The organism is Bacillus canaveralius, from assembly GCF_002860125.1.
Classification (GTDB): Bacteria; Bacillota; Bacilli; order Bacillales; family Cytobacillaceae; genus Bacillus_BJ; species Bacillus_BJ canaveralius.
Genome location: NZ_PGVA01000014.1, coordinates 165277 through 187873 on the forward strand (window position 1 = coordinate 165277; position 22597 = coordinate 187873).

24 protein-coding genes are annotated in these 22597 nt (G+C 43.9%); all 24 read left to right on the forward strand.

Going from position 1 to position 22597, the window contains the following annotated elements; genetic code table 11:
* Window positions 1-5 precede the first annotated feature (5 nt).
* Window positions 6-992, forward strand: a complete 987-nt coding sequence (gene ftsY, locus CU635_RS07700) for a signal recognition particle-docking protein FtsY (RefSeq protein ID WP_101576591.1) — start codon at window positions 6-8, stop codon at window positions 990-992.
* Window positions 993-1145: 153 nt separating this feature from the next.
* Window positions 1146-1475, forward strand: a complete 330-nt coding sequence (locus CU635_RS07705; RefSeq protein WP_101576592.1) for a putative DNA-binding protein — start codon at window positions 1146-1148, stop codon at window positions 1473-1475.
* Window positions 1476-1488: 13 nt separating this feature from the next.
* On the forward strand, window positions 1489-2841 hold the full coding sequence (gene ffh / locus CU635_RS07710; protein ID WP_101576593.1) for a signal recognition particle protein: 1353 nt from the start codon (window positions 1489-1491) through the stop codon (window positions 2839-2841).
* A 99-nt stretch (window positions 2842-2940) separates the two neighbouring features.
* Window positions 2941-3213: a 30S ribosomal protein S16 gene (rpsP, locus tag CU635_RS07715; protein WP_101576594.1), complete on the forward strand. Its 273-nt coding sequence runs from the start codon at window positions 2941-2943 to the stop codon at window positions 3211-3213.
* Between the two features lie 11 nt (window positions 3214-3224).
* Complete coding sequence (locus CU635_RS07720) at window positions 3225-3455, forward strand: KH domain-containing protein (RefSeq protein ID WP_101576595.1); 231 nt, start codon at window positions 3225-3227, stop codon at window positions 3453-3455.
* Window positions 3456-3735: 280 nt separating this feature from the next.
* Window positions 3736-4128 carry a YlqD family protein gene (locus tag CU635_RS07725; protein WP_101576596.1) on the forward strand — a complete coding sequence of 131 codons (393 nt, stop codon included), beginning with the start codon at window positions 3736-3738 and terminating at the stop codon, window positions 4126-4128.
* A 5-nt stretch (window positions 4129-4133) separates the two neighbouring features.
* On the forward strand, window positions 4134-4652 hold the full coding sequence (rimM, locus tag CU635_RS07730) for a ribosome maturation factor RimM (protein ID WP_101576597.1): 519 nt from the start codon (window positions 4134-4136) through the stop codon (window positions 4650-4652).
* On the forward strand, window positions 4652-5392 hold the full coding sequence (gene trmD / locus CU635_RS07735; protein ID WP_180955497.1) for a tRNA (guanosine(37)-N1)-methyltransferase TrmD: 741 nt from the start codon (window positions 4652-4654) through the stop codon (window positions 5390-5392). Before rimM ends, trmD begins: the two co-directional genes overlap by 1 nt.
* Before the next feature lie 138 nt (window positions 5393-5530).
* Window positions 5531-5875 carry a 50S ribosomal protein L19 gene (gene rplS / locus CU635_RS07740; RefSeq protein WP_101576599.1) on the forward strand — a complete coding sequence of 115 codons (345 nt, stop codon included), beginning with the start codon at window positions 5531-5533 and terminating at the stop codon, window positions 5873-5875.
* A 169-nt stretch (window positions 5876-6044) separates the two neighbouring features.
* Window positions 6045-6596 carry a signal peptidase I gene (gene lepB / locus CU635_RS07745; RefSeq protein ID WP_101576600.1) on the forward strand — a complete coding sequence of 184 codons (552 nt, stop codon included), beginning with the start codon at window positions 6045-6047 and terminating at the stop codon, window positions 6594-6596.
* A 20-nt stretch (window positions 6597-6616) separates the two neighbouring features.
* On the forward strand, window positions 6617-7510 hold the full coding sequence (gene ylqF / locus CU635_RS07750) for a ribosome biogenesis GTPase YlqF (RefSeq protein ID WP_101576601.1): 894 nt from the start codon (window positions 6617-6619) through the stop codon (window positions 7508-7510).
* 132 nt (window positions 7511-7642) lie between these two features.
* Window positions 7643-8410 (forward strand): ribonuclease HII, encoded by a 768-nt coding sequence (locus tag CU635_RS07755; protein WP_101576602.1) that lies wholly within the window; start codon window positions 7643-7645, stop codon window positions 8408-8410.
* An 18-nt stretch (window positions 8411-8428) separates the two neighbouring features.
* Window positions 8429-10345, forward strand: coding sequence for a hypothetical protein (locus CU635_RS07760; RefSeq protein ID WP_101576603.1), 1917 nt, complete (start codon window positions 8429-8431; stop codon window positions 10343-10345).
* Window positions 10342-10623: an EscU/YscU/HrcU family type III secretion system export apparatus switch protein gene (locus tag CU635_RS07765; protein ID WP_101576604.1), complete on the forward strand. Its 282-nt coding sequence runs from the start codon at window positions 10342-10344 to the stop codon at window positions 10621-10623. The genes CU635_RS07760 and CU635_RS07765 overlap by 4 nt, the downstream gene beginning before the upstream one ends.
* 267 nt (window positions 10624-10890) lie before the next feature.
* On the forward strand, window positions 10891-12048 hold the full coding sequence (gene sucC, locus CU635_RS07770) for an ADP-forming succinate--CoA ligase subunit beta (RefSeq protein WP_101576605.1): 1158 nt from the start codon (window positions 10891-10893) through the stop codon (window positions 12046-12048).
* 22 nt (window positions 12049-12070) lie between these two features.
* Window positions 12071-12973, forward strand: coding sequence for a succinate--CoA ligase subunit alpha (gene sucD / locus CU635_RS07775; protein WP_101576606.1), 903 nt, complete (start codon window positions 12071-12073; stop codon window positions 12971-12973).
* A 141-nt stretch (window positions 12974-13114) separates the two neighbouring features.
* Window positions 13115-13987 (forward strand): DNA-processing protein DprA, encoded by an 873-nt coding sequence (gene dprA / locus CU635_RS07780; RefSeq protein WP_101576607.1) that lies wholly within the window; start codon window positions 13115-13117, stop codon window positions 13985-13987.
* A 280-nt stretch (window positions 13988-14267) separates the two neighbouring features.
* On the forward strand, window positions 14268-16343 hold the full coding sequence (gene topA, locus CU635_RS07785; RefSeq protein ID WP_101576608.1) for a type I DNA topoisomerase: 2076 nt from the start codon (window positions 14268-14270) through the stop codon (window positions 16341-16343).
* Between the two features lie 235 nt (window positions 16344-16578).
* Window positions 16579-17883, forward strand: coding sequence for an FADH(2)-oxidizing methylenetetrahydrofolate--tRNA-(uracil(54)-C(5))-methyltransferase TrmFO (trmFO, locus tag CU635_RS07790; protein WP_101576609.1), 1305 nt, complete (start codon window positions 16579-16581; stop codon window positions 17881-17883).
* Between the two features lie 62 nt (window positions 17884-17945).
* Window positions 17946-18848 (forward strand): tyrosine recombinase XerC, encoded by a 903-nt coding sequence (gene xerC, locus CU635_RS07795; RefSeq protein WP_101576610.1) that lies wholly within the window; start codon window positions 17946-17948, stop codon window positions 18846-18848.
* A 23-nt stretch (window positions 18849-18871) separates the two neighbouring features.
* Window positions 18872-19414 (forward strand): ATP-dependent protease subunit HslV, encoded by a 543-nt coding sequence (gene hslV / locus CU635_RS07800; protein ID WP_101576611.1) that lies wholly within the window; start codon window positions 18872-18874, stop codon window positions 19412-19414.
* Between the two features lie 19 nt (window positions 19415-19433).
* Complete coding sequence (gene hslU / locus CU635_RS07805; RefSeq protein WP_101576612.1) at window positions 19434-20840, forward strand: ATP-dependent protease ATPase subunit HslU; 1407 nt, start codon at window positions 19434-19436, stop codon at window positions 20838-20840.
* 133 nt (window positions 20841-20973) lie between these two features.
* Complete coding sequence (gene codY, locus CU635_RS07810) at window positions 20974-21753, forward strand: GTP-sensing pleiotropic transcriptional regulator CodY (protein ID WP_101576613.1); 780 nt, start codon at window positions 20974-20976, stop codon at window positions 21751-21753.
* Window positions 21754-22199: 446 nt separating this feature from the next.
* Window positions 22200-22595 carry a flagellar basal body rod protein FlgB gene (gene flgB, locus CU635_RS07815; protein ID WP_101576614.1) on the forward strand — a complete coding sequence of 132 codons (396 nt, stop codon included), beginning with the start codon at window positions 22200-22202 and terminating at the stop codon, window positions 22593-22595.
* Window positions 22596-22597: the final 2 nt, after the last annotated feature.

Genomic DNA, 22597 nt, shown 5'->3' on the forward strand with positions numbered 1-22597 from the left:
GGATGATGAGCTTCTTTAAAAAACTAAAGGAATCGATCACGAAACAAACGGACAGCGTAACGGGAAAATTCAAGGACGGGCTCAGTAAAACACGTGATAATTTCAGCGGGAAAGTGAATGATCTTGTCGCCCGCTACCGTAAAGTCGATGAGGATTTTTTTGAAGAGCTGGAGGAAATATTGATCCAGGCCGATGTTGGTTTTGAAACGGTGATGGAGCTGGTAGATGAACTGAAAATGGAAGTGAAGCGCCGCAATATCCACGACCCCCGTGACGTTCAAGCCGTCATTTCTGAAAAGCTCGTTGAAATTTATGATGGCGGTGATGCTGGCTCCTCGCATGTAAACCTTCAGCAGGATCAACTGACTGTCATTTTATTTGTCGGTGTTAATGGTGTCGGGAAAACGACAACAATCGGCAAATTGGCCCATAAATTCAAAGGTGAAGGAAAAAATGTCGTCCTCGCCGCCGGGGATACATTCCGGGCCGGGGCAATCGAACAGCTGGAAGTGTGGGGAGAGCGGGTTGGAGCCGATGTTATTAAGCAAGCGCCCGGCTCCGACCCCGCCGCGGTCATGTATGATGCTATCCAGTCTGCCAGAGCACGCAAAGCCGATATTCTTCTTTGCGATACCGCCGGCCGCCTCCAGAATAAAGTGAATCTAATGAACGAGCTTGAAAAAGTAAAGCGTGTCATTGAAAGGGAAATTCCCGGAGCTCCCCACGAGGTTCTCCTTGTTCTCGATGCGACAACCGGGCAAAACGCGTTAGTCCAGGCGAAAACGTTTAAAGAAGCGACAAATGTTAGCGGGATTGTCCTGACAAAACTGGATGGAACAGCGAAAGGCGGAATTGTGCTGGCAATCCGAAATGAATTGCAGATCCCGGTTAAATTTGTCGGGCTTGGCGAGAAAATGGATGACCTTCAGGAATTCGATGCCGAGAAATACGTGTATGGACTTTTTGCCGATCTCGTTGATGAAGAAGAGTAAGCACAACCCGGATGGACCTGTTTCATCCGGTTTTTTTATCGAGACTGACAAATACTGACCGGATGATCTGTAAAGATATTTTCTTGACATAGAAGGCATAACTGTGTAAAATATCTATGTAAAGGCTTTTCACTTAACAAGGGGGGATGAGTGATGCTGGACAAAACAACGCGTATGAACTATTTGTACGATTTTTACCAGTCGTTGTTAACCCCGAAGCAGAGCAGCTATATGTCCCTTTATTATCTCGAAGACTATTCCCTCGGAGAGATTGCCGAAGAGTATGATGTCAGCCGCCAGGCCGTGTACGACAACATCAAACGCACAGAAGCAATGCTTGAAGAATATGAGGAAAAGCTGTTATTATTTGAAAAATTTCAAGAGCGAAGCAAGCTCATTTCAAACATAAAAGAAATGATCACTTCGGGTGACCCGGAGGATCGCCTTTTACAAGCGGTTGCAGAGCTTGAGAAATTAGATTAGGAGGCGGCAAACAATGGCATTTGAAGGATTGGCCGACCGACTGCAGAGTACGATGCAAAAAATCCGCAGCAAAGGAAAAGTTTCCGAAGCGGATGTTAAGGAAATGATGCGTGACGTGCGCCTTGCCTTGCTGGAAGCGGACGTTAACTTTAAGGTAGTCAAAGAATTTATCAAAAAAGTCAGTGAGCGTGCGGTCGGCCAGGAAGTGCTGAAAAGCCTGACTCCCGGCCAGCAGGTTATCAAAATTGTCAAAGAAGAGCTGACTGCCTTAATGGGCGGCGAAGAAAGCAAAATCGCCGCAGCCAACCGCCCGCCGACTGTGATTATGATGGTTGGCCTGCAAGGTGCCGGGAAAACGACGACTTCAGGCAAATTAGCAAATCTGCTTCGGAAAAAGTACAACAGAAAGCCTTTGCTCGTCGCGGCTGATGTGTATCGTCCGGCGGCCATTAAACAGCTGGAAACGCTCGGGAAGCAATTGAATATGCCGGTCTTTTCGCTTGGTGACGAGGTCAGTCCTGTCGAAATTGCCAGACAGGCGATTGCTGAAGCAAAAGAACAGCATCATGATTATGTTTTGATTGATACAGCAGGCCGTCTGCATGTCGATGAAACGCTAATGGACGAGCTGAAGCAAATCAAAGAGCTTTCAAATCCGGATGAAATTTTTCTTGTTGTCGATGCAATGACGGGGCAGGATGCTGTCAATGTCGCACAGAGCTTTAACGAGCAGCTCGGATTAACCGGAGTTGTTCTGACCAAGCTCGATGGCGATACCCGCGGTGGAGCAGCACTGTCGATCCGATCCGTAACCGATACACCGATTAAATTCGTCGGTCTTGGTGAAAAGCTTGATGCGCTTGAGACGTTCCATCCAGAACGAATGGCATCAAGGATTCTCGGAATGGGAGACATGCTCACCTTAATCGAGAAGGCTCAGGCAAATGTCGATGAGGAAAAGGCGAAAGAACTTCAAGAAAAAATGCGCACCGCCTCTTTTACTCTCGATGACTTTCTTGAACAGCTTGGTCAGGTCCGCAATATGGGACCGCTTGATGAACTGTTGAAAATGATGCCTGGAGCAAACAAGATTAAAGGCTTAAACAATCTGCAAATTGATGAAAAGCAGATCACCCATGTTGAAGCGATTATTCAGTCGATGACAAAGGCTGAAAAAATCCATCCTGATGTGATCAACGCCGGACGGCGAAAGCGAATTGCAAAAGGAAGCGGGACATCGATTCAAGAAGTCAACCGTCTGCTCAAGCAATTCGAAGAAATGAAGAAAATGATGAAGCAAATGACAGGCATGCAGCAAAAAGGCAAGAAAAAAGGCGGTTTTAAGCTTCCGTTTAAGCCTTTTTAGTACTTTTTATGAGCCTGACAAGAAAAAACACTTTACAACCAATATACTATTTGTTATTATTCTATCTTGTGTAAAACTATTCGGAGGTGCTTATTTAAAATGGCAGTAAAAATTCGTTTAAAACGTATGGGAGCTAAAAAATCTCCTTTTTATCGTATTGTTGTAGCTGATTCTCGTTCTCCACGTGACGGCCGTTTCATCGAAACAGTCGGAACTTACAACCCGGTTGCAGAACCGGCTCAGGTTGAAATCAACGAAGAATTGGCGCTTAAGTGGATGCAAACAGGTGCAAAGCCATCTGACACTGTTCGCAACCTTTTCTCTAAGCAAGGCATCATGGAAAAATTCCATAATGCGAAACATAGCAAGTAATAGCTGATGCGATGAGAGAATTAATCGAAGCGATTGTTAAGCCCCTAGTTGATTTTCCGGAAGATGTTCAAGTGAATATTCATGAAGAAGGTCAACGCGTGACCTACCAGCTTTCTGTCAACAAGAGTGACATGGGTAAAGTAATTGGAAAGCAGGGGCGCGTTGCTAAGGCAATTCGAACCGTTGTATATGCAGCAGGATCAACACAACAGAAGAAAGTTTTCTTAGAAATCAGTGAATAAACCAGCCGGCTCGGGTGCGATGTTCTCCTCATAAATCTGATCAACTGTCAAGCGATGCGACAACAAAGATCCGTTTACCTCGAGGAGGCATATCCATAGCCGAGCTGGCCATCAGAGAGAAGGAGGGGAAACCCTTCTTTTTTTATACTTGATTAAATTTCACAATGTAATAAGCTAAACGGAAAAACGAATGAAGTTGCCTAAATAAACAGGAGTATGCCGTTTAGTTTCAGGATCAATATAGCCGTAGATGGACAAAAAGTGATCGGAGGTTCACTGCATGAAAATACTCCAAACTGTTGTGGTCAAGCAAGTTTTAACTGATAAAAGCAAAAATGTTCTTTTTGAGAAATACCAGGAAAATAAAAAGCAGCTCCAAAAGGAGTGTGACCAGTTGCGCTTTGAATTAAAAAAGGTGGAACGCTCCAAAAAATTTCAAACCGACAGTCTCAAAAAGCATTTCGAGAGGGAAGTTCAGCTTCGCCAGGAAAAAATAAAGCTCCTTGATTTCCAAATGGAGCAATTACATATGCTACCGTTAGGCAGTGAACTAAAAGAAAAGGAATTACAGGCAATTGTTGAGATTCATGAAGGAGACAGCTGGGATAATATCCTTCATGGCAAGACGGTTGTCGTTAAGGACGGAATTGTTGCAGAAATACGCGAAAGGTGATGGCGATGGAGAAGTGGTTTAACGTCGGAAAAATTGTGAACACACACGGGATTAAAGGCGAAGTTCGTGTAATCTCAAGAACAGATTTTCCGGAAAAGCGTTACAAACCGGGAAATCGGCTTTACTTGTTTTTGGAAGATAACAAAGAACCGCTTGAATTAACGGTGGGCAGCCACCGTACCCATAAAAACTTTGATTTATTAACCTTTGATGGTTATGAAAATATAAGTGAAGTAGAAAAAATGAAGGGTGGCCTTTTAAAAATTTCCGAAAGCCAGCTCGGCGCTCTTGACGAAGGAGAATTTTTCTTCCACGAAATAATCGGCTGTGAAGTATTTACCATGGCTGGTGAAAAAATCGGCATCATCAAGGAAATTTTAACTCCCGGAGCCAATGATGTTTGGGTTGTCAAAGGGGAAAGTGAAAAGGATATCCTCATTCCATATATTGATCAAATCGTCAAAAAAGTAGATATAAAGGAAAAAACGATTTTAATCGAGCCTATGGACGGATTGCTGCCATGATGAAAATCGACGTTTTATCCTTGTTTCCTGAAATGTTCAGCGGTGTTTTAGGACATTCGATCTTGAAAAAGGCCGAAGAAAAAAACGCAGTCTCCTACAAAGTTGTGAATTTCCGGGAATATGCTGACAACAAGCATAAGACCGTTGATGATTATCCGTACGGGGGCGGAGCGGGAATGGTTTTAAAGCCTCAGCCGATTTTCGATGCCATTACAGCGTTAACGGAACAGGCTGGGGCATCCAAGCCGAGAATCATTCTGCTTTGCCCCCAGGGGGAACGCTTTTCGCAGCGGAAAGCAGAGGAGCTTTCAAAGGAAGAACATCTCATTTTTATTTGCGGCCACTATGAAGGCTACGATGAAAGGATTCGCGAACATTTGGTCACCGATGAGATTTCGATTGGGGACTATGTGCTGACAGGCGGTGAACTTGGTGCGATGGTTATAATTGACAGTGTTGTCCGTCTCTTGCCCGATGTCCTCGGCAGCGAAGAATCCCATCTCCACGATTCATTCAGCACGGGTTTCCTGGAACATCCGCACTATACGAGACCAGCTGAATTTCGCGGCTTAAAGGTTCCAGATGTTCTGCTCTCCGGGGACCATAAGCGAATCGATGAGTGGAGAACGAAGGAATCACTGCGGAGAACTTATTTACGCCGATCAGACTTGTTGGACAAAATCGAGCTATCTGATGAGCAGAAAAAGATGCTTGCTGAAATTGTAAAAGAGCGGGAATAGCTATTGCGATAGCACTCGATTTGTGTTATGATATTTTTTGTGACTTGGGCATGAAAATATGTCCACGGTCTGGATAACGGTGTTCCGCTGCAGGCATAGAAAGTCGTGCAAGAGCATCTGTGGGAGGAGTTGAAAACGATGCAACAATTAATCGAAGAAATCACAAAAGCTCAGCTTCGTTCTGATCTGCCAGCGTTCCGTCCCGGTGATACTGTGCGCGTGCACGTAAAAGTTATCGAGGGAACTCGCGAACGTGTCCAGCTTTTCGAAGGTGTAGTGATTAAGCGTCGTGGTGGCGGAATCAGCGAAACATTTACAGTACGTAAAGTTTCTTACGGTGTAGGTGTCGAGCGTACATTCCCTGTTCACACACCAAAAATTGCGAAGCTTGAAGTTATTCGCCGCGGTAAAGTACGCCGTGCAAAACTTTACTACTTGCGCAACCTGCGTGGTAAAAAAGCTCGTATTAAAGAAATCCGATAATAGTATGATGAAAGGAGCTTGGTCGATCAAGCTCCTTTTTCATAGGCTTTTAGCTCCATGTCAATGATAAATCATTATAAAAAAAGATTGATTCGTGTTTATTTGAGGAATCTTTTGTAAAATAAAGCTATGTAGTTATATTTTAAGGTGCAGGAATGGTGGAGAACTAATGACAAAGCAAAAAAACGAATTTTGGGAATGGACAAAGGCTCTGCTTATTGCAGTTGCACTTGCTGCCGTAATCCGGTATTTCTTGTTTGCTCCGATTGTAGTTGACGGTTTGTCGATGATGCCGACACTTCATGATCAGGACAGGATGATTGTCAACAAATTCAGCTATCAGTGGGGAGAGCCTGAACGGTTTGATATTATTGTTTTTCATGCTCCGGAAAATAAAGATTACATAAAAAGAGTGATAGGGCTGCCCGGTGATCGGGTAGAATATAGGGAGGATACTCTCTATATAAATGGTGAACCGTATGAAGAGCCTTATTTGGATACTTATAAGCAGCAGGTCATTGACGGCCCGTTGACGGATCCATTTACACTCGAAGAAAAAATCGGCCAGGAAACGGTTCCCGAAGGGCATTTATTTGTGATGGGCGACAATCGCCGATTTAGCAAAGACAGCCGCCATATCGGAACAGTGCCAATGGAAAAAGTACTCGGTAACACAGACATCGTCTATTGGCCGATAGAAGACGTGCGTATCGTGAAATAGACTGTAGGGGGGTGGCTGCTTTGACGATCCAATGGTTTCCAGGCCATATGGCCAAGGCTCGCAGGGAAGTCACAGAAAAGCTTAAGCTGATTGACATTGTGTATGAACTGGTGGATGCACGTATCCCGTATTCCTCCCGAAATCCAATGATTGATGAAATCATTCAGCATAAGCCAAGGCTTGTTCTTTTGAATAAAGCGGATATGGCTGATCCTTCTGTTACAAGGGAATGGATTCAATTTTTCGGAGACCAGGGAGTCACGGCGCTTGCGATTAACTCCCAGGCGGGGACAGGCATGAAAGAGATTGTGTCTGCTTCGAAAGAGGCGCTCAATGAAAAGTTTGAGCGGATGAGAGCGAAAGGCGTTAAAAAGCCAAGAGCAATTCGGGCAATGATTGTCGGGATTCCCAATGCCGGGAAATCGACGCTTATTAATCGGCTTGCCAAGAAAAATATCGCCAGAACCGGCAATACACCGGGCGTAACAAAAGCGCAGCAATGGATTAAGGTCGGTAAAGAGCTGGAGCTTCTCGATACTCCCGGGATTCTCTGGCCCAAATTTGAGGATCAGGAAGTAGGTCTGAAGCTCGCAGTAACCGGTGCGATTAAGGATACAATCCTCAATATGCACGATATCGCGATTTATGCTTTGCGCTTTTTAGAAAAATCCTATCCATACCGGTTAAAGGATCGGTTTCAGCTTGAAACAATCCCTGAGGATGTCGTCGTGCTGCTCCATGAAATCGGCAGGTTCAGAGGCTGTTTGACGGGTGGCGGCGAAGTGGACTATGACAAGGTTTGCGAGCTCGTAATCAGGGAAATCAGGACAGAACGACTCGGTCCGCTGACGTTTGAAAGGCCTGAACAATTGCTTGAGAAAAAAGATGATAATCGACAAGACAAAGGCCTCTGAAAAGGGGCCTTTGTTTAATGAAGATGAAAAGATTCCATATAATGGTTTTGCGCAACAAAGAGGATTTCGCTTACTATAAATAAAGCCTTGATAAATCCGATACATAAAGTAACACGATTGAAGGAGTCGTTTATGAAGAACCTTACAATAGCTGAGATCGAGAAGAAGCTATTTCACCTGAAGAGACCGTCAAGAACTTTCATCAATCATCTGAAAGAGGATGATCGGGCTGGTGTTCAAGTGTTATTAGCAAAATGGCTCCGGCTTGAAGAACAAAAAAAACTCGCCCAGAAAAAATTCGCCTTAATGAGTCAACATGAAAAAAGAATACATAGCGAAGGTTTTCAATTGATTGCCGGGATTGACGAGGTTGGCAGAGGTCCGCTTGCCGGCCCTGTGGTGGCAGCAGCCGTCATATTGCCGGACGATTTTTATTTGCCCGGTATCGATGATTCGAAAAAGCTGACGGAGCAAAAAAGAGAGGAATATGATGAATATATCCGCTCGTATGCAGTGAATATCGGGATAGGAAGAATTGAAGCGGAGGAAATAGATCGGATTAACATATACGAAGCGACGAAAAAGGCGATGCTGTCCGCAGTCGCTCAATTAAATCCGAAGCCGGATTATTTGTTGATTGATGCGGTAAAACTCGAAACTCCGTATCCATATGAGGCAATTATTAAAGGCGATGGCAGCAGTATTACAATCGCAGCAGCCTCGATTGTCGCGAAAGTGTATAGAGACAGGCTTATGAAAGAGGCGAGCATACAATATCCCCACTACCATTTTTCAAAAAATATGGGATACGGTACAAAGGAACATCTCGAAGCGATCCAAACATACGGAATTTCTCCATACCATCGAAAAAGCTTTGCACCCGTAAGGGACTGGAAATAAGAAGAAAGGGGTGGCGGCATGGAACCGGCAAATTTAATTCAGTCGTTGTTGAGGCAGGAAACACTATCCGCACATAAATCGACAAGCTTTAAGCCCGGACAAATCGTCCAGGGGAAGTTGATAAAACTTTTTCCGAACCAGACAGCCGAAGTCCTGATCGGTACACAAAAAGTGATTGCCCAGCTTGAAGCCCCGCTATCTGCCAATGATCGCTATTGGTTTCAGGTCCAGCCCGGTGAAGGGAAAGTACATTTAAAGGTTTTGCTGCCTGGATTAGATTCGGGGGGACGGTCTCCAGCAACGCTGGAAGGAATCTTAAACAGTTTGTCACTTCCGGCAACAAAAGAAAACATCGAGATCGTCCGCTTCTTTTTGAAGGAGCAGCTGCCAATCACAAAAGAAGTCCTAAACAGCGCAGCCCTATGGATAAAAGACTCGAAAAGTTTTGATGACGGGCTTGAAACGCTCAAACAAATGGTCGTGAAGGAGCTGCCTTTCGTAAAAGGAGTTTTTACCGCCCTAACCTCCATTCAAAAAAATGAATCGCTTCATTCAATCTTGCACAAGCTGGCAGACGAATTGGAAAATACACAGCCTACTCAAGCCAGCCAACAGTTGAAGTCCATCCTTACTCAACTCGTTTCGAACCTAAAAGAAAAAACGGCAGCAGCCGGACTCGAGTTGGTTGGCAAAGAGTGGCTTCATGCGAAAAGTGATAGTTCACCAGCCTTCAAAATTTTGCAGGCGGTTGGTATCTTTCCGGCCCCAGCAACCGAGCAGGAAGTAATCGAAACAGGGCTTGTTGATTTTTCAAAAAAGCCTATTCTGGCTGGGCAAAGTCGATTCCTGCAAAGAACGATAGCATTGCTTAGTGATCTTTATCGAAATCTGGAGGCTAATCATTCACAAGCGGTCCACGAAGTTGTTGCGCAGCTTGAAAAACTGGCTGCCGGCGAGAAGAAGCCGCTAGATACGAGTCCCCAGTCAGTCAGGCTGCAGAATCTTGTAAGCGAGCACCTTTCCCAGGGCCAGCAAACCATGAAAAATCATGCCGGTTTAATCAGGAATATTCTCGATACCTTTATCCAAACTGCTGAACAGCGAGACGCTGTTAAAGCAGCAGATATTTTAGCCGTTTTCTCCGAAGTGAACAAAATCCAAACAGGTCGCGAACAGCTTAGCGCGCTGCTTAACACTGATATAAATGAGCAGCCATTATCTTTTTCAATACAAGAAAAGAACTTAATCGAGAAAATAACAACCACGATCGGACACAAATTGCCAAATTGGGAAGAGGGGGACAATATTGTCCGCCAGCTGAAGGATCTGATTCGGACAATTGGCTTTGGCCACGAATATGAGCTGACAGAATGGCTGAAAAATCCGAATCAGCTAAGCCGCGAAAAAATAGAATCTTTAAAGCCGCTGCTTTTACAATTTTTAAATGAACAGTCACCCACGGCTGCTAAGGAGGCTGCTGAACAAGTATTAAACCGGATCACCGGCTTGCAGGTGCTGGCACAGGAAGCCGGCCCCCTCCAGCAATTTGTCGTTCAGGTCCCGATTTCTTTTTGGGACAGAACGACGGACTTAACGATGCAATGGAGTGGAAGAAATAACGAAGACGGGACGATTGACCCGAATTTTTGCAGAGTGTTATTTTACTTGCAGTTAGAGCACTTGGACGAAACGATCGTTGATATGCAGGTCCAAAACAGGGTCTTAAATATTTCAATTATAAACAGCACATCCGGCCTAAAGGAGCTGGCGCAGCCGTTTATCCAGCCATTGAAGACAAAGCTTCAGGAGCTTGACTACCAGCTGTCTTCGATTCAATTCGAACAGCCGGCCAAAACAGACGGGTCGTTATTTTCAAAAAAAGTCGGTCCTGTTTATGATCCGCAGCAATATAAAGGGGTCGATGTGAGAATATGAAAAATAACGGGAAATATGTCAGAACGGCTGCGATTGCGCTTGGTTACGATCAAAGCAAGCACGACGCTCCAAAGGTATTGGCAAAAGGAAAAGGCAAGATTGCTGAAAATATTCTTGAAAAAGCAAAGGAAAATAATGTGCCGGTCCAGGAAGACCCAAGCCTTGTCGAGCTTTTAAGCGAACTTGATATAAATGAGCGAATCCCCGAACAGCTTTACGGTGCTGTCGCCGAAGTATTTGCCTTCATTTACCGGACAGACCGCGCAGCCGGAAAATAAAAAATCGAACCAAAAATGGTTCGATTTTTTTGTCGAACGCACTTAAACCTCAAGATTATATTAGAAAAATTTCTTTTTGCCAGAATAGTAGATTGCTTTCTGATAAAGGTTCATATTTTCCGAATTTTAAAAAGACATATAATATTTTTGCCATAATGCTAGACAAGGTATGTGTCATTTAATAAAATGAAAGCGCAGTCTAATTTTTGTAAATTTGAAGCAGAGCGTCTTGACCAGCGCAGCTGCCAGATCAAAGGAGGATGGGAAATGAATATACATGAGTACCAGGGTAAGGAAGTCCTCAGAAAATACGGGGTATCGGTTCCGAATGGAAAGGTTGCTTTTACAGTAGAAGAAGCCGTAAAAGCGGCAGAAGAACTTGGCACTGCTGTTTGTGTTGTTAAAGCGCAAATCCATGCCGGCGGACGCGGAAAAGCCGGCGGCGTTAAAGTAGCGAAGAACCTGGAGGAAGTCCGTACATACGCGAACGAAATTTTAGGGAAAACACTGGTGACACACCAAACAGGTCCCGAGGGCAAAGAAGTTAAGCGTTTGCTGATAGAAGAAGGCTGTGATATTAAGAAAGAGTACTATATTGGTCTAGTATTGGACCGTGCTACTTCGAGAGTCGTGTTAATGGCATCTGAAGAGGGCGGCACTGAAATCGAAGAAGTAGCGGAGAGAACTCCCGAGAAAATTTTCAAGGAGGAAATCGACCCTGTTGTCGGCTTAACCGCATTCCAGGCGCGTCGCATTGCCTTTAATATTAACATTCCTAACGAGCTTGTTGTCCAGGCCGTTAAATTTATGATGGGGCTCTACCAAGCTTTTGTCGAAAAGGATTGCTCCATTGCTGAAATAAACCCGCTTGTTGTAACAGGTGACGGAAAAGTTATGGCGCTCGATGCAAAATTAAACTTTGATGCAAATGCTTTATACCGTCAAAAAGATATTTTGGAATACCGCGATCTTGAAGAAGAAGATCCAAAAGAAATCGAAGCCTCCAAATACGATCTTAGCTATATTTCCCTTGATGGAAATATCGGCTGCATGGTTAACGGGGCAGGGCTGGCAATGGCAACGATGGATATTGTCAAGCATTATGGCGGAGACCCGGCGAACTTCCTTGATGTCGGGGGTGGCGCGACTGCCGAAAAGGTAACGGAAGCTTTCAAAATTATCCTTTCTGATCCAAACGTAAAAGGTATTTTCGTCAATATCTTCGGCGGAATCATGAAATGTGACATTATTGCGTCAGGTGTAGTTGAAGCTGCAAAGCAAGTAGGTTTAGAAGTTCCTCTGGTTGTTCGGTTGGAAGGAACAAATGTTGATTTAGGAAAGCAGATTCTGAATGAATCCGGCTTGAATATCATTGCAGCTGAATCGATGGCTGATGGCGCACAAAAAATCGTTTCATTAGTATAACGGGAAGAAAGGAGAATGAAAGTTGAGCGTATTTATAAATAAAGATACTAAAGTCATTGTGCAGGGAATCACTGGTTCAACAGCCCTTTTTCATACAAAACAAATGCTGGAATATGGGACAAATATCGTTGGCGGTGTTACTCCCGGGAAGGGAGGCAGCGAAGTCGAGGGTGTGCCGGTATACAATACGGTTGATCAGGCCGTTAAGGCAACAGGTGCAAATGCTTCCGTTATTTATGTACCAGCACCGTTTGCAGCTGATGCCATTTTAGAAGCGGTTGATGCAGAGCTTGATTTAGTTATTTGTATTACCGAGCATATTCCTGTCCTTGATATGGTTAAAGTAAAAAGGTATATGGAAGGCAGAAAAACTCGACTTGTCGGACCGAACTGTCCCGGAGTTATTACTCCAGATGAGTGTAAAATCGGGATCATGCCCGGCTATATTCATACAAAAGGGCATGTCGGCGTTGTTTCCCGTTCAGGAACGTTAACGTATGAAGCTGTTCACCAGCTGTCCCAGGCAGGTATTGGACAATCGACTGCTGTGGGGATTGGCGGAGACCCTGTCAATGGCACGAACTTTATTGATGTGTTAAAAGCTTTCAATGAAGACCCGGAAACATATGCAGTTATTATGATCGGTGAAATCGGCGGAACAGCCGAAGAAGAAGCGGCACAATGGGTGCAAGCCAATATGACAAAGCCTGTCGTCGGCTTTATTGGCGGCCGCACAGCACCGCCGGGCAAACGGATGGGCCATGCAGGTGCGATTATTTCCGGCGGAAAAGGTACTGCTGATGAGAAAATCCGCGTCATGAACGAATGTGGAATCCAGGTGGCAGAAACTCCGTCAGTGATGGGTGAAACTTTGATCAAGGTTCTTCAGGAAAAAGGCCTTTATGACCAATGTAAAACCCATTAGGTCTTCGCCTGCCTGTAGTTGCATGCATTCTGGTTGCAACGGCGTACTAACAGCCCGCGCAATTTAGTTTTATTCATCTTTCAAGTCCCTCTTTTAGAGGGACTATTTCTCATATTCATAACAACTTTAGGAGGTTTATTAATGGATGATTTTAAATTAAAGCTTATCCATTTGCACCATTGCCGCGGCATCAGCTGGACGCACATTTACCGCTTACTGAAAACAGATCCCGATTTGAAATCTATTTATGATTTAGCATGGCACAGCAACAAATATCTACATCTTCCCACCCCCGATTTCAACCAAGCGTTAACCGACCTCCATTCCAATGCCATCCTTGAACAAATTCACCGCTATCGTGAAAACAATATCCATGCGATTACCTTATTTGATACAGAATATCCCCTGCTTTTAAAAGAAATTTACCAACCGCCCTGGATTTTATATATTAAAGGCAATCCTGCGCTCCTAAATGCAAAAAAATTATTGGCCGTAGTTGGTTCACGGGAAATCACAGAGTATGGAAGAAAGGCGATTCACAGCTTATTTCCACCGTTAATTAACAAGGGCATCACGATTGTGAGCGGACTTGCTAAAGGAGTGGATACTTTAGCTCATTCGGCAGCAATGAAAAACGGAGGAAGTACGATTGGAGTGATTGCTGGGGGCGTGTATCATATATATCCGAAAGAAAACCAGCCTCTTGCTTTGGAAATGATGAAATCCCAGCTTATTGTTTCCGAGCATCCTCCTAATACAAAGCCTGCACGCTGGCATTTTCCTCATCGAAACCGGATCATTAGCGGTCTTTCACATGGCACTTTAATTGTTGAAGCGAAAAGAAAGAGCGGTTCGCTGATTACAGCAAACTTTGCAGTGAATGAGGGAAGGGAAGTTTTTGCGGTTCCCGGAAGCATTCTCAGTCCTAATTCTGCGGGGACAAATGACTTAATCCAGCAGGGAGCCAAGCTTGTGAAAACAGCGGATGATATACTCGAAGAGTTCAAGTCATGACAAGTTTACGAATTATTTTAGCGATGCCGTTATATGCTGTAAAAACCGTTCATTTTTTTAATAAATTTTCTCGGCTTTGAAAATAATTCTTCAAAAAGCTTGAAATTATTTCAAATCTGTTATACATTTTGCAACAGGTGTTTGTAAAATAGTTGTTGAGCGATTTTTTAACTTTTTCATTTAAAATTAGTTGTCTAAGAACAAAACTGTTTTGACAACAAGACCATTTTACACAATAATATAGATAATTTATCAATCCCCTCTCAAGGAGGACTAGTGGATGTCAGAGTTTTTAGTAATCGTTGAATCGCCAGCCAAGGCTAAAACGATAGAAAAATATTTAGGGAAAAAATATAAAGTTAGAGCATCCATGGGGCATGTGCGCGATTTGCCCAAGAGTCAAATGGGTGTAAATATAGAGAACCAATTTGAGCCAAAGTACATTACGATCCGTGGAAAAGGACCGGTTTTGAAAGAATTAAAAAGCGCTGCTAAAAAAGCGAAGAAAATATATTTAGCGGCTGACCCTGATCGCGAGGGGGAGGCCATTGCCTGGCATTTGGCGCACAGCCTTGATGTCGATGTCGAATCGGATTGCCGGGTTGTCTTCAATGAAATCACAAAGGATGCCATTAAGGAATCCTTTAAACACCCTAGGCCGATTAACATGGACCTTGTTGACGCCCAGCAGGCGCGCCGAATTTTAGACCGGCTGGTCGGTTACAACATCAGCCCTTTACTATGGAAAAAAGTGAAAAAAGGGCTTAGTGCCGGCCGGGTTCAATCCGTTGCAGTCAGGCTGATTATTGATCGCGAGAAGGAAATCAAAGACTTTGTCCCTGAAGAATATTGGACAATTGGCGGCGAGTTTTTAAAAGGCAAGGATATGTTTGAAGCATCCTTTTACGGGGTAGATGGCAAAAAGCTCGAATTAACATCCGAAGCGGATGTAAAGAATGTTTTAAGCAAGATAAAGGGAAACAAGTTCAAAGTCGTTTCTGTCGTGAAAAAAGAGCGGAGGCGCAACCCGGCACTTCCATTCACTACTTCATCTCTGCAGCAGGAAGCTGCCAGGAAACTGAATTTCAGGGCAAAGAAGACGATGATGCTCGCCCAGCAGCTTTATGAAGGGATTGACCTCGGAAAAGAAGGCACGGTCGGATTAATCACCTATATGAGAACCGACTCGACACGTGTTTCAGAGCTTGCGCAAGCTGAGGCAGCCCAATATATTGAACACGCTTTCGGCAAGGAATATCTTGCCACAGAAAAACGAAAAGAAAAAAAACAGACAAATGCACAGGATGCGCACGAGGCGGTCCGCCCGACAAGCACATTGCGTGGACCTGGTGAATTAAAAGAATATTTATCGCGTGACCAGCTTCGCCTGTACAAACTGATCTGGGACCGCTTTGTCGCAAGCCAGATGGCACCGGCTGTTATGGATACGATGAGTGTAGATTTGAAAAATGGTGATGTAACGTTTCGGGCAACCGGGTCTAAAGTAAAGTTCGCCGGATTCATGAAAGTATATGTAGAAGGATCCGATGATCAAACGGAAGAGCGGGATAATATGCTTCCGGACTTACGAGAAGGCGATGAAGTGTTGAAAAAGGATCTTGATTCGAAACAGCATTTCACCCAGCCGCCGCCGCGCTATACGGAAGCAAGGCTTGTGAGAACCCTTGAAGAATTGGGAATCGGCCGCCCGTCCACCTATGCTCCAACCCTGGACACAATCCAAAAAAGGGGATATGTCGCTCTCGACAATAAACGCTTTATCCCGACCGAGCTTGGTGAAATCGTGCTTGAATTGATTCTCGAGTTTTTCCCGGAAATTCTCGACGTTGAATTTACTGCAAAAATGGAGCAAGATCTTGATGATGTCGAAGACGGAAAAATAAAATGGGTTGATATTATTGACGATTTCTATTCCGATTTTGCCAAACATCTTGAAAAAGCTGAGCAGGAAATGGAAAAAATCGAAATAAAAGATGAGCCTGCCGGAGAGGATTGTGAAAACTGCGGCAGTCCAATGGTTTTCAAGATGGGCCGCTATGGCAAATTTATGGCGTGCAGCAATTTCCCTGATTGCCGCAATACAAAGCCGATTGTCAAAGATATCGGTGTAAAGTGTCCGAAGTGTAAAGAAGGTAATATAATAGAAAGAAAAAGCAAAAAGCGGAGAATTTTTTATGGCTGTGACCGCTTTCCGGAATGCGACTTTATTTCATGGGATAAGCCACTGCCGCGCAACTGTCCAAAATGCGACCATTTGCTTGTTGAAAAGAAGCTGAAAAAAGGCGTTCAGGTGCAATGTATTGAATGTGATTATAAAGAAGAACAGCAACAGTAAGGGTGGGCGCAGTGCCCACTCTTTTCTGTTGTGCTTGTAAAATTCAGGCTTTGCGATCTCAGTTGGAATCATGAAACTTATCAGTTTCCAAAAACGTATAGTATAATCGATACTGAATGTGGCAGATCGTGTCAGTGAACATGATGAATCTTGATGGTATCGCCTTATATTAGGAAAGTTTCTGTCCATATGGTACGATAAATCGCGCATAAGTGAATTTGGAGGTTTAGAAAACATGACTAAAGCAGTAAATGTGATCGGTGCGGGCCTGGCAGGGAGTGAAGCGGCCTGGCAGCTTGCCAAGCGTGGAATAAAGGTGCGCCTTTATGAAATGAGGCCCGTGAAGCAGACTCCGGCCCATCATACAGATAAATTTGCTGAATTGGTTTGCAGCAATTCATTAAGGGCTAATATATTAACTAACGCGGTCGGGGTATTAAAAGAAGAAATGAGAATGCTCGATTCCGTTATCATCAGCTCGGCGGATGAATGTGCGGTTCCAGCTGGAGGTGCGCTTGCCGTTGACCGCCATGAGTTTGCTGCTAAAGTAACCGAACGAGTAAAGAAACATGAAAATGTAATCGTCATGAATGAGGAAGTAACTGAAATCCCCGAAGGCCCGACCATCATTGCAACTGGACCGCTGACAAGCAAGGCTCTATCTGAACAGCTGAGGAGCTTAACAGGGGAAGATGATTTATATTTCTATGATGCGGCAGCGCCAATCATCGAAAAAGACAGTATTGATATGGATAAAGTTTACTTGAAATCACGCTATGACAAAGGCGAAGCGGCCTACTTGAATTGCCCGATGAATGAAGAGGAATTCGACCGTTTTTATGAAGGGCTGATCGGAGCGGAAACGGTGCCGTTACGGGAATTCGAAAAAGAAATCTTCTTTGAAGGGTGCATGCCGATTGAGGTCATGGCTTCGAGGGGGAAAAAGACGATGCTATTCGGCCCAATGAAGCCGGTTGGCCTCGAAGATCCTAAAACAGGGAAGCGGCCATTTGCCGTTGTCCAATTAAGGCAGGATGACGGAGCAGGGACACTTTATAACATTGTCGGTTTCCAAACCCATTTAAAATGGGGGCCGCAAAAAGAGGTAATCCGTTTAATTCCAGGGCTTGAAAATGCGGAAATTGTCCGCTACGGGGTAATGCATAGAAACACATTTATTAACTCCCCGAAAGTATTAAATGCAACGTACCAGTTTAAAAACCGTGCAGATTTATTTTTCGCCGGCCAAATGACCGGGGTAGAAGGCTATGTAGAATCGGCGGCAAGCGGGCTGGTTGCGGGAATAAATGCGGCAAGATATGTGAACGGAAAAGACCCGGTTGAACTCCCACATGAAACGGCAATCGGAAGCATGGCCCGGTACATTACGACCGCCAATCCGGATAATTTTCAGCCCATGAATGCCAACTTCGGCTTGTTCCCGGAACTGGCAGCGAAGATAAAAGCAAAAAAAGAGCGCAATGAGCAGTATGCCGACAGAGCATTAAGAACAATTCAGAACTTTGTGAAAAATTTGTAAATTATATTGCATGAGCTATTCATTTGTGATACGATTTAGTAGCCCTTGTGAGGTGAGCCTTTTTGCAAAAGAATGTGAACGTTTTATTAAAGTTATTTATTGAATATTTACAAGTCGAGAAAAATTACTCACAATATACAGTTGAGCATTATAAACTGGATATTGCAAATTTTTCTTTGTTCATGTCTGAACAAGCCATCCCGGCGCTTGAACAGGTTACATATGTTGATGTCAGGATTTATTTAACCAAACTGTATGAAAGAAAGTTGGCGAGAAAGTCTGTTGCCAGAAAGATTTCGAGTCTAAGAAGCTTTTATAAATTTTTATTAAGGGAAAAGCTTGTTAAAGAGAATCCTTTCTCGCTTGTATCGATTCCCAAAGCAGAGAAACGGCTTCCCGATTTTTTTTATGAAGAAGAAATGGCTGAACTTTTCAAGGCCTGTGACGATTCAAGCTCCCTTGGCCAGCGGAATAAAGCGCTGATTGAACTGTTATACGGGACCGGGATTCGCGTCAGCGAATGCTGCCAAATCAAATTGAAAGACGTCGACATGGCGGTGTCAACGGTACTGGTGCACGGAAAGGGACATAAAGAAAGATATGTTCCATTTGGAAGTTTTGCACACGATGCCCTGTCGATTTACATACAGGACGGCAGGCACAAGCTTCAGTCCGGGCGGGCTCCCCATGACAATTTGTTTGTTAACTTTCGCGGAGGCCCGCTGACTGCCAGGGGAGTCCGCGAGATTCTGAATACTTTGATTGAAAAATCGGCTTTGACGGGAAAGATTCATCCCCACATGCTCCGCCACAGCTTTGCTACGCATTTATTAAGCAATGGTGCTGATATGCGGACAGTGCAGGAACTGCTTGGGCACGCTTTCTTATCATCGACCCAGGTATATACTCATGTAACAAATGAATACTTGCGAAAAACGTATATGTCCCATCATCCAAGGGCATAGACTCCAAAGGGGAGGATTATATCATGTCACAATTTCACGCAACAACGATTTTTGCCGTTCAACATCAAGGGAAATGTGCAATGGCGGGTGACGGACAAGTTACATTTGGAAACGCTGTAGTGATGAAACACACAGCCAAAAAAGTCCGAAAGCTGTTCAATGGTAAGGTGATAGCCGGTTTCGCCGGCTCGGTCGCAGATGCTTTTACATTGTTTGAAATGTTCGAAGGAAAGCTTGAGGAATTTAACGGAAATCTGCAGCGTGCAGCAGTCGAGCTTGCGAAGCAATGGCGAAGCGATAAGGTGCTAAGAAGGTTGGAGGCGATGCTGATCGTCATGAATGAAAGCGATCTTCTCCTCATTTCCGGAACGGGTGAAGTGATAGAGCCGGATGACGGAATCCTTGCGATCGGTTCGGGCGGAAATTATGCCCTGGCAGCGGGAAGATCCTTGAAGAAATATGCAGGTGATCACCTTTCTGCCCGGGAGATAGCCAGGTCATCTCTGGAAATAGCCGCGGAAATTTGTGTTTATACGAACCATAATATCATCGTAGAAGAACTATAAAGGGAGGGAGAGCTTTAACATGTCAAAATCCACGAATTTAACACCCCGGCAAATTGTCGATAGGCTGAATCAATATATCATTGGCCAAAAAGATGCGAAAAAAGCGGTAGCTGTTGCGCTAAGGAATCGCTATCGCCGCAGTCTGCTCGATGATAAGATGCGCGATGAAATTATTCCGAAAAATATTTTGATGATCGGTCCGACCGGGGTCGGAAAGACAGAAATTGCCCGCCGGATCGCGAAGCTTGTCGGCGCTCCGTTTATTAAAGTCGAAGCAACGAAATTTACTGAAGTCGGCTATGTTGGGCGAGATGTTGAATCCATGGTAAGGGACTTGATGGAGACATCTGTCCGTTTAGTAAAAGAAGAAAAAATGCTCAGTGTGAAAGAACGCGCTGAAGAAAATGCTAACCGGCGTTTGATCGAACTCCTTGTTCCATCTGCAAAAAAAGCAACTAGCTATAAAAACCCGCTGGAAATGCTGTTCGGTGGCGGGAATGAGCAGGCTGAGCAAGAAAGCCAGTCATCCGAAGACCAGAATGTGCACGAGCGCAGAAAAATTATCCGTGATAAGCTGGCTTTGGGAGAGCTTGAAAATGAAATGATCACAGTAGAGGTCGATGAACAGCAACCATCAATGTTTGATATGCTGCAGGGCTCGGGTATGGAACAAATGGGCATGAATATGCAGGACGCCCTCAGCAGCTTAATGCCAAAGCGCCGCAAAAAGAGAAAGCTGACTGTTCGGGAAGCGCGCAAGGTGTTAACCAATGAAGAGGCCCAGAAGCTGATTGATATGGACGAAGTTACGTCAGATGCGATTTTTAAGGCTGAACAAGGCGGTATCATCTTCATTGACGAAATCGATAAGATTGCAAGCAAAAACACCGGGGGATCGTCTGCCGGTGTATCAAGGGAAGGGGTTCAACGGGATATTTTACCGATCGTTGAAGGATCGACTGTCATGACTAAATATGGCTCTGTCAAAACAGATCATGTACTCTTTATCGCAGCAGGGGCGTTTCATACCGCTAAACCATCAGACCTTATTCCCGAACTTCAAGGACGTTTTCCGATTCGCGTCGAGCTTACAAAGCTGAATGTAGACGATTTTTATAAGATTCTCGTCGAACCGGACAATGCACTTATCAAACAATATGAAGCGCTATTAGCAACAGAGGGTATACAAATAGAATTTTCTGACGATGCTATTCGTAGGATTGCGGAGGTTGCTTTTGAAGTAAATCAAAATACCGATAATATTGGTGCAAGAAGATTGCATACGATATTGGAAAAATTGCTTGAGGATCTTTCATTTGAGGCGCCCGACATCACGATGGAAAAGGTGACAATCACTCCCCAGTATGTCGAGGAGAAGCTCGGGCCTATCTCACGGGATAAGGATTTAAGCCAGTTTATCCTGTAGCAACTATCGTTTAATTGATTTAAGATAGGGTAGGAGACATATCAAGCAAATGGCTTTCAAAAAAGAGGTCAGCCGCGCAGTCGATTCTAAAAAAATAAATAATGATTGTTGGAAGCAATAGGAGGAAGAAACAATGGACTTATTAACGAAAACAAGAAAGATTAATGCAATGCTACAAAGAGCAGCAGGAAAACCGGTAAACTTTAAAGAAATGTCGGAAACGTTAAGCGAAGTCATCGAAGCCAATATTTTCGTGGTCAGCCGCCGAGGCAAGCTGCTCGGTTTTGCGATTAACCAGCAAATTGAAAATGAGCGCATGAAAAAAATGCTTGAAGACCGCCAGTTCCCGGAAGAGTACACAAACAACTTATTCAACGTACAAGAAACCTCTTCAAATCTGGATGTCGAAAGTCAATATACGGCATTTCCAGTCGAAAACCGTGACTTGTTCAGAACCGGTTTAACAACAATTGTTCCGATCATTGGTGGCGGAGAGCGTCTTGGAACATTAATTTTGGCAAGATTGCAGGAACAATTCCATGATGATGATCTCATTTTAGCGGAATATGGCGCAACAGTTGTTGGGATGGAAATCCTTCGTGAAAAAGCGGAAGAAATTGAGGAAGAAGCGCGCAGCAAAGCAGTTGTCCAAATGGCAATCAGCTCTCTATCCTACAGTGAACTCGAAGCAATTGAGCATATTTTTGAAGAATTAAATGGCAGCGAAGGATTGCTTGTCGCTTCGAAAATTGCCGACCGTGTCGGGATTACCCGCTCAGTGATCGTTAACGCGCTCCGCAAGCTTGAAAGTGCCGGAGTGATTGAATCCCGTTCACTCGGTATGAAAGGAACCTATATTAAAGTATTGAACAACAAATTCTTGCTTGAGTTGGAAAAATTGAAATCAAATTAATAATAGCTAAAAAAGCCGGCCCGCGGAAGACCTATTCCGTGGGCCGGCTTTTTTTCATGCAACCGCGCTTGTCGACAATATTATTGCGCAAGTGTTACATTTGTTGCATTTCTATTTTGCAAATAGTGACAAACAGGAAAAATCACACCAACAATTACCACTATTAAATAGGTTAAAATACCTATAACTAAATTGGAAAATTATAATAAAATAAACATAGTTTCGTTGTTTTTTTAACATTTACCAATATGAAAACAATAAAATTAAGTCATTATTTTTTTCTGTGATTTCAAGCGATTTTAAGAAAATGTCGAAAATGGGTATTTAGTCCGATAAAAATTAACCTTTTTAACATAGACATATTATTTCAGTTTCTTTACAATTAAAAATATGATTATACATAATTCGCCATAATCAGCAAAAATTCGCTAGTAGAGGTGCACGAAATGAGTTTATTTTCCAATACAATTTCGACACTGGAAAGTGCTTTGAATTACTCATCTTTAAAACAAAAGGTTATTTCGCAAAATATTGCCAACGTAGATACGCCAAATTACAAAGCGAAAGATGCCAGTTTCAAAGCAACCCTTCAGCAGGCTGTCGACCAATCGATCCATGCATACAGAAGCGATGGACGGCACTATGACTTTAAACAACGACCGCAAACGAATGCAGCTGTTTCGACAAGGCAAAACGTCCAATATAACCATAACGGAAACAGCGTGGACCTGGACAAGGAAATGTCCGATCTGGCGACTAATCAAATTTATTATAATGCGGTGACTGAACGAATTAACGGGAAGTTTTCAACGCTGCAAAACGTGATAAGAGGGGGCAAATAAGC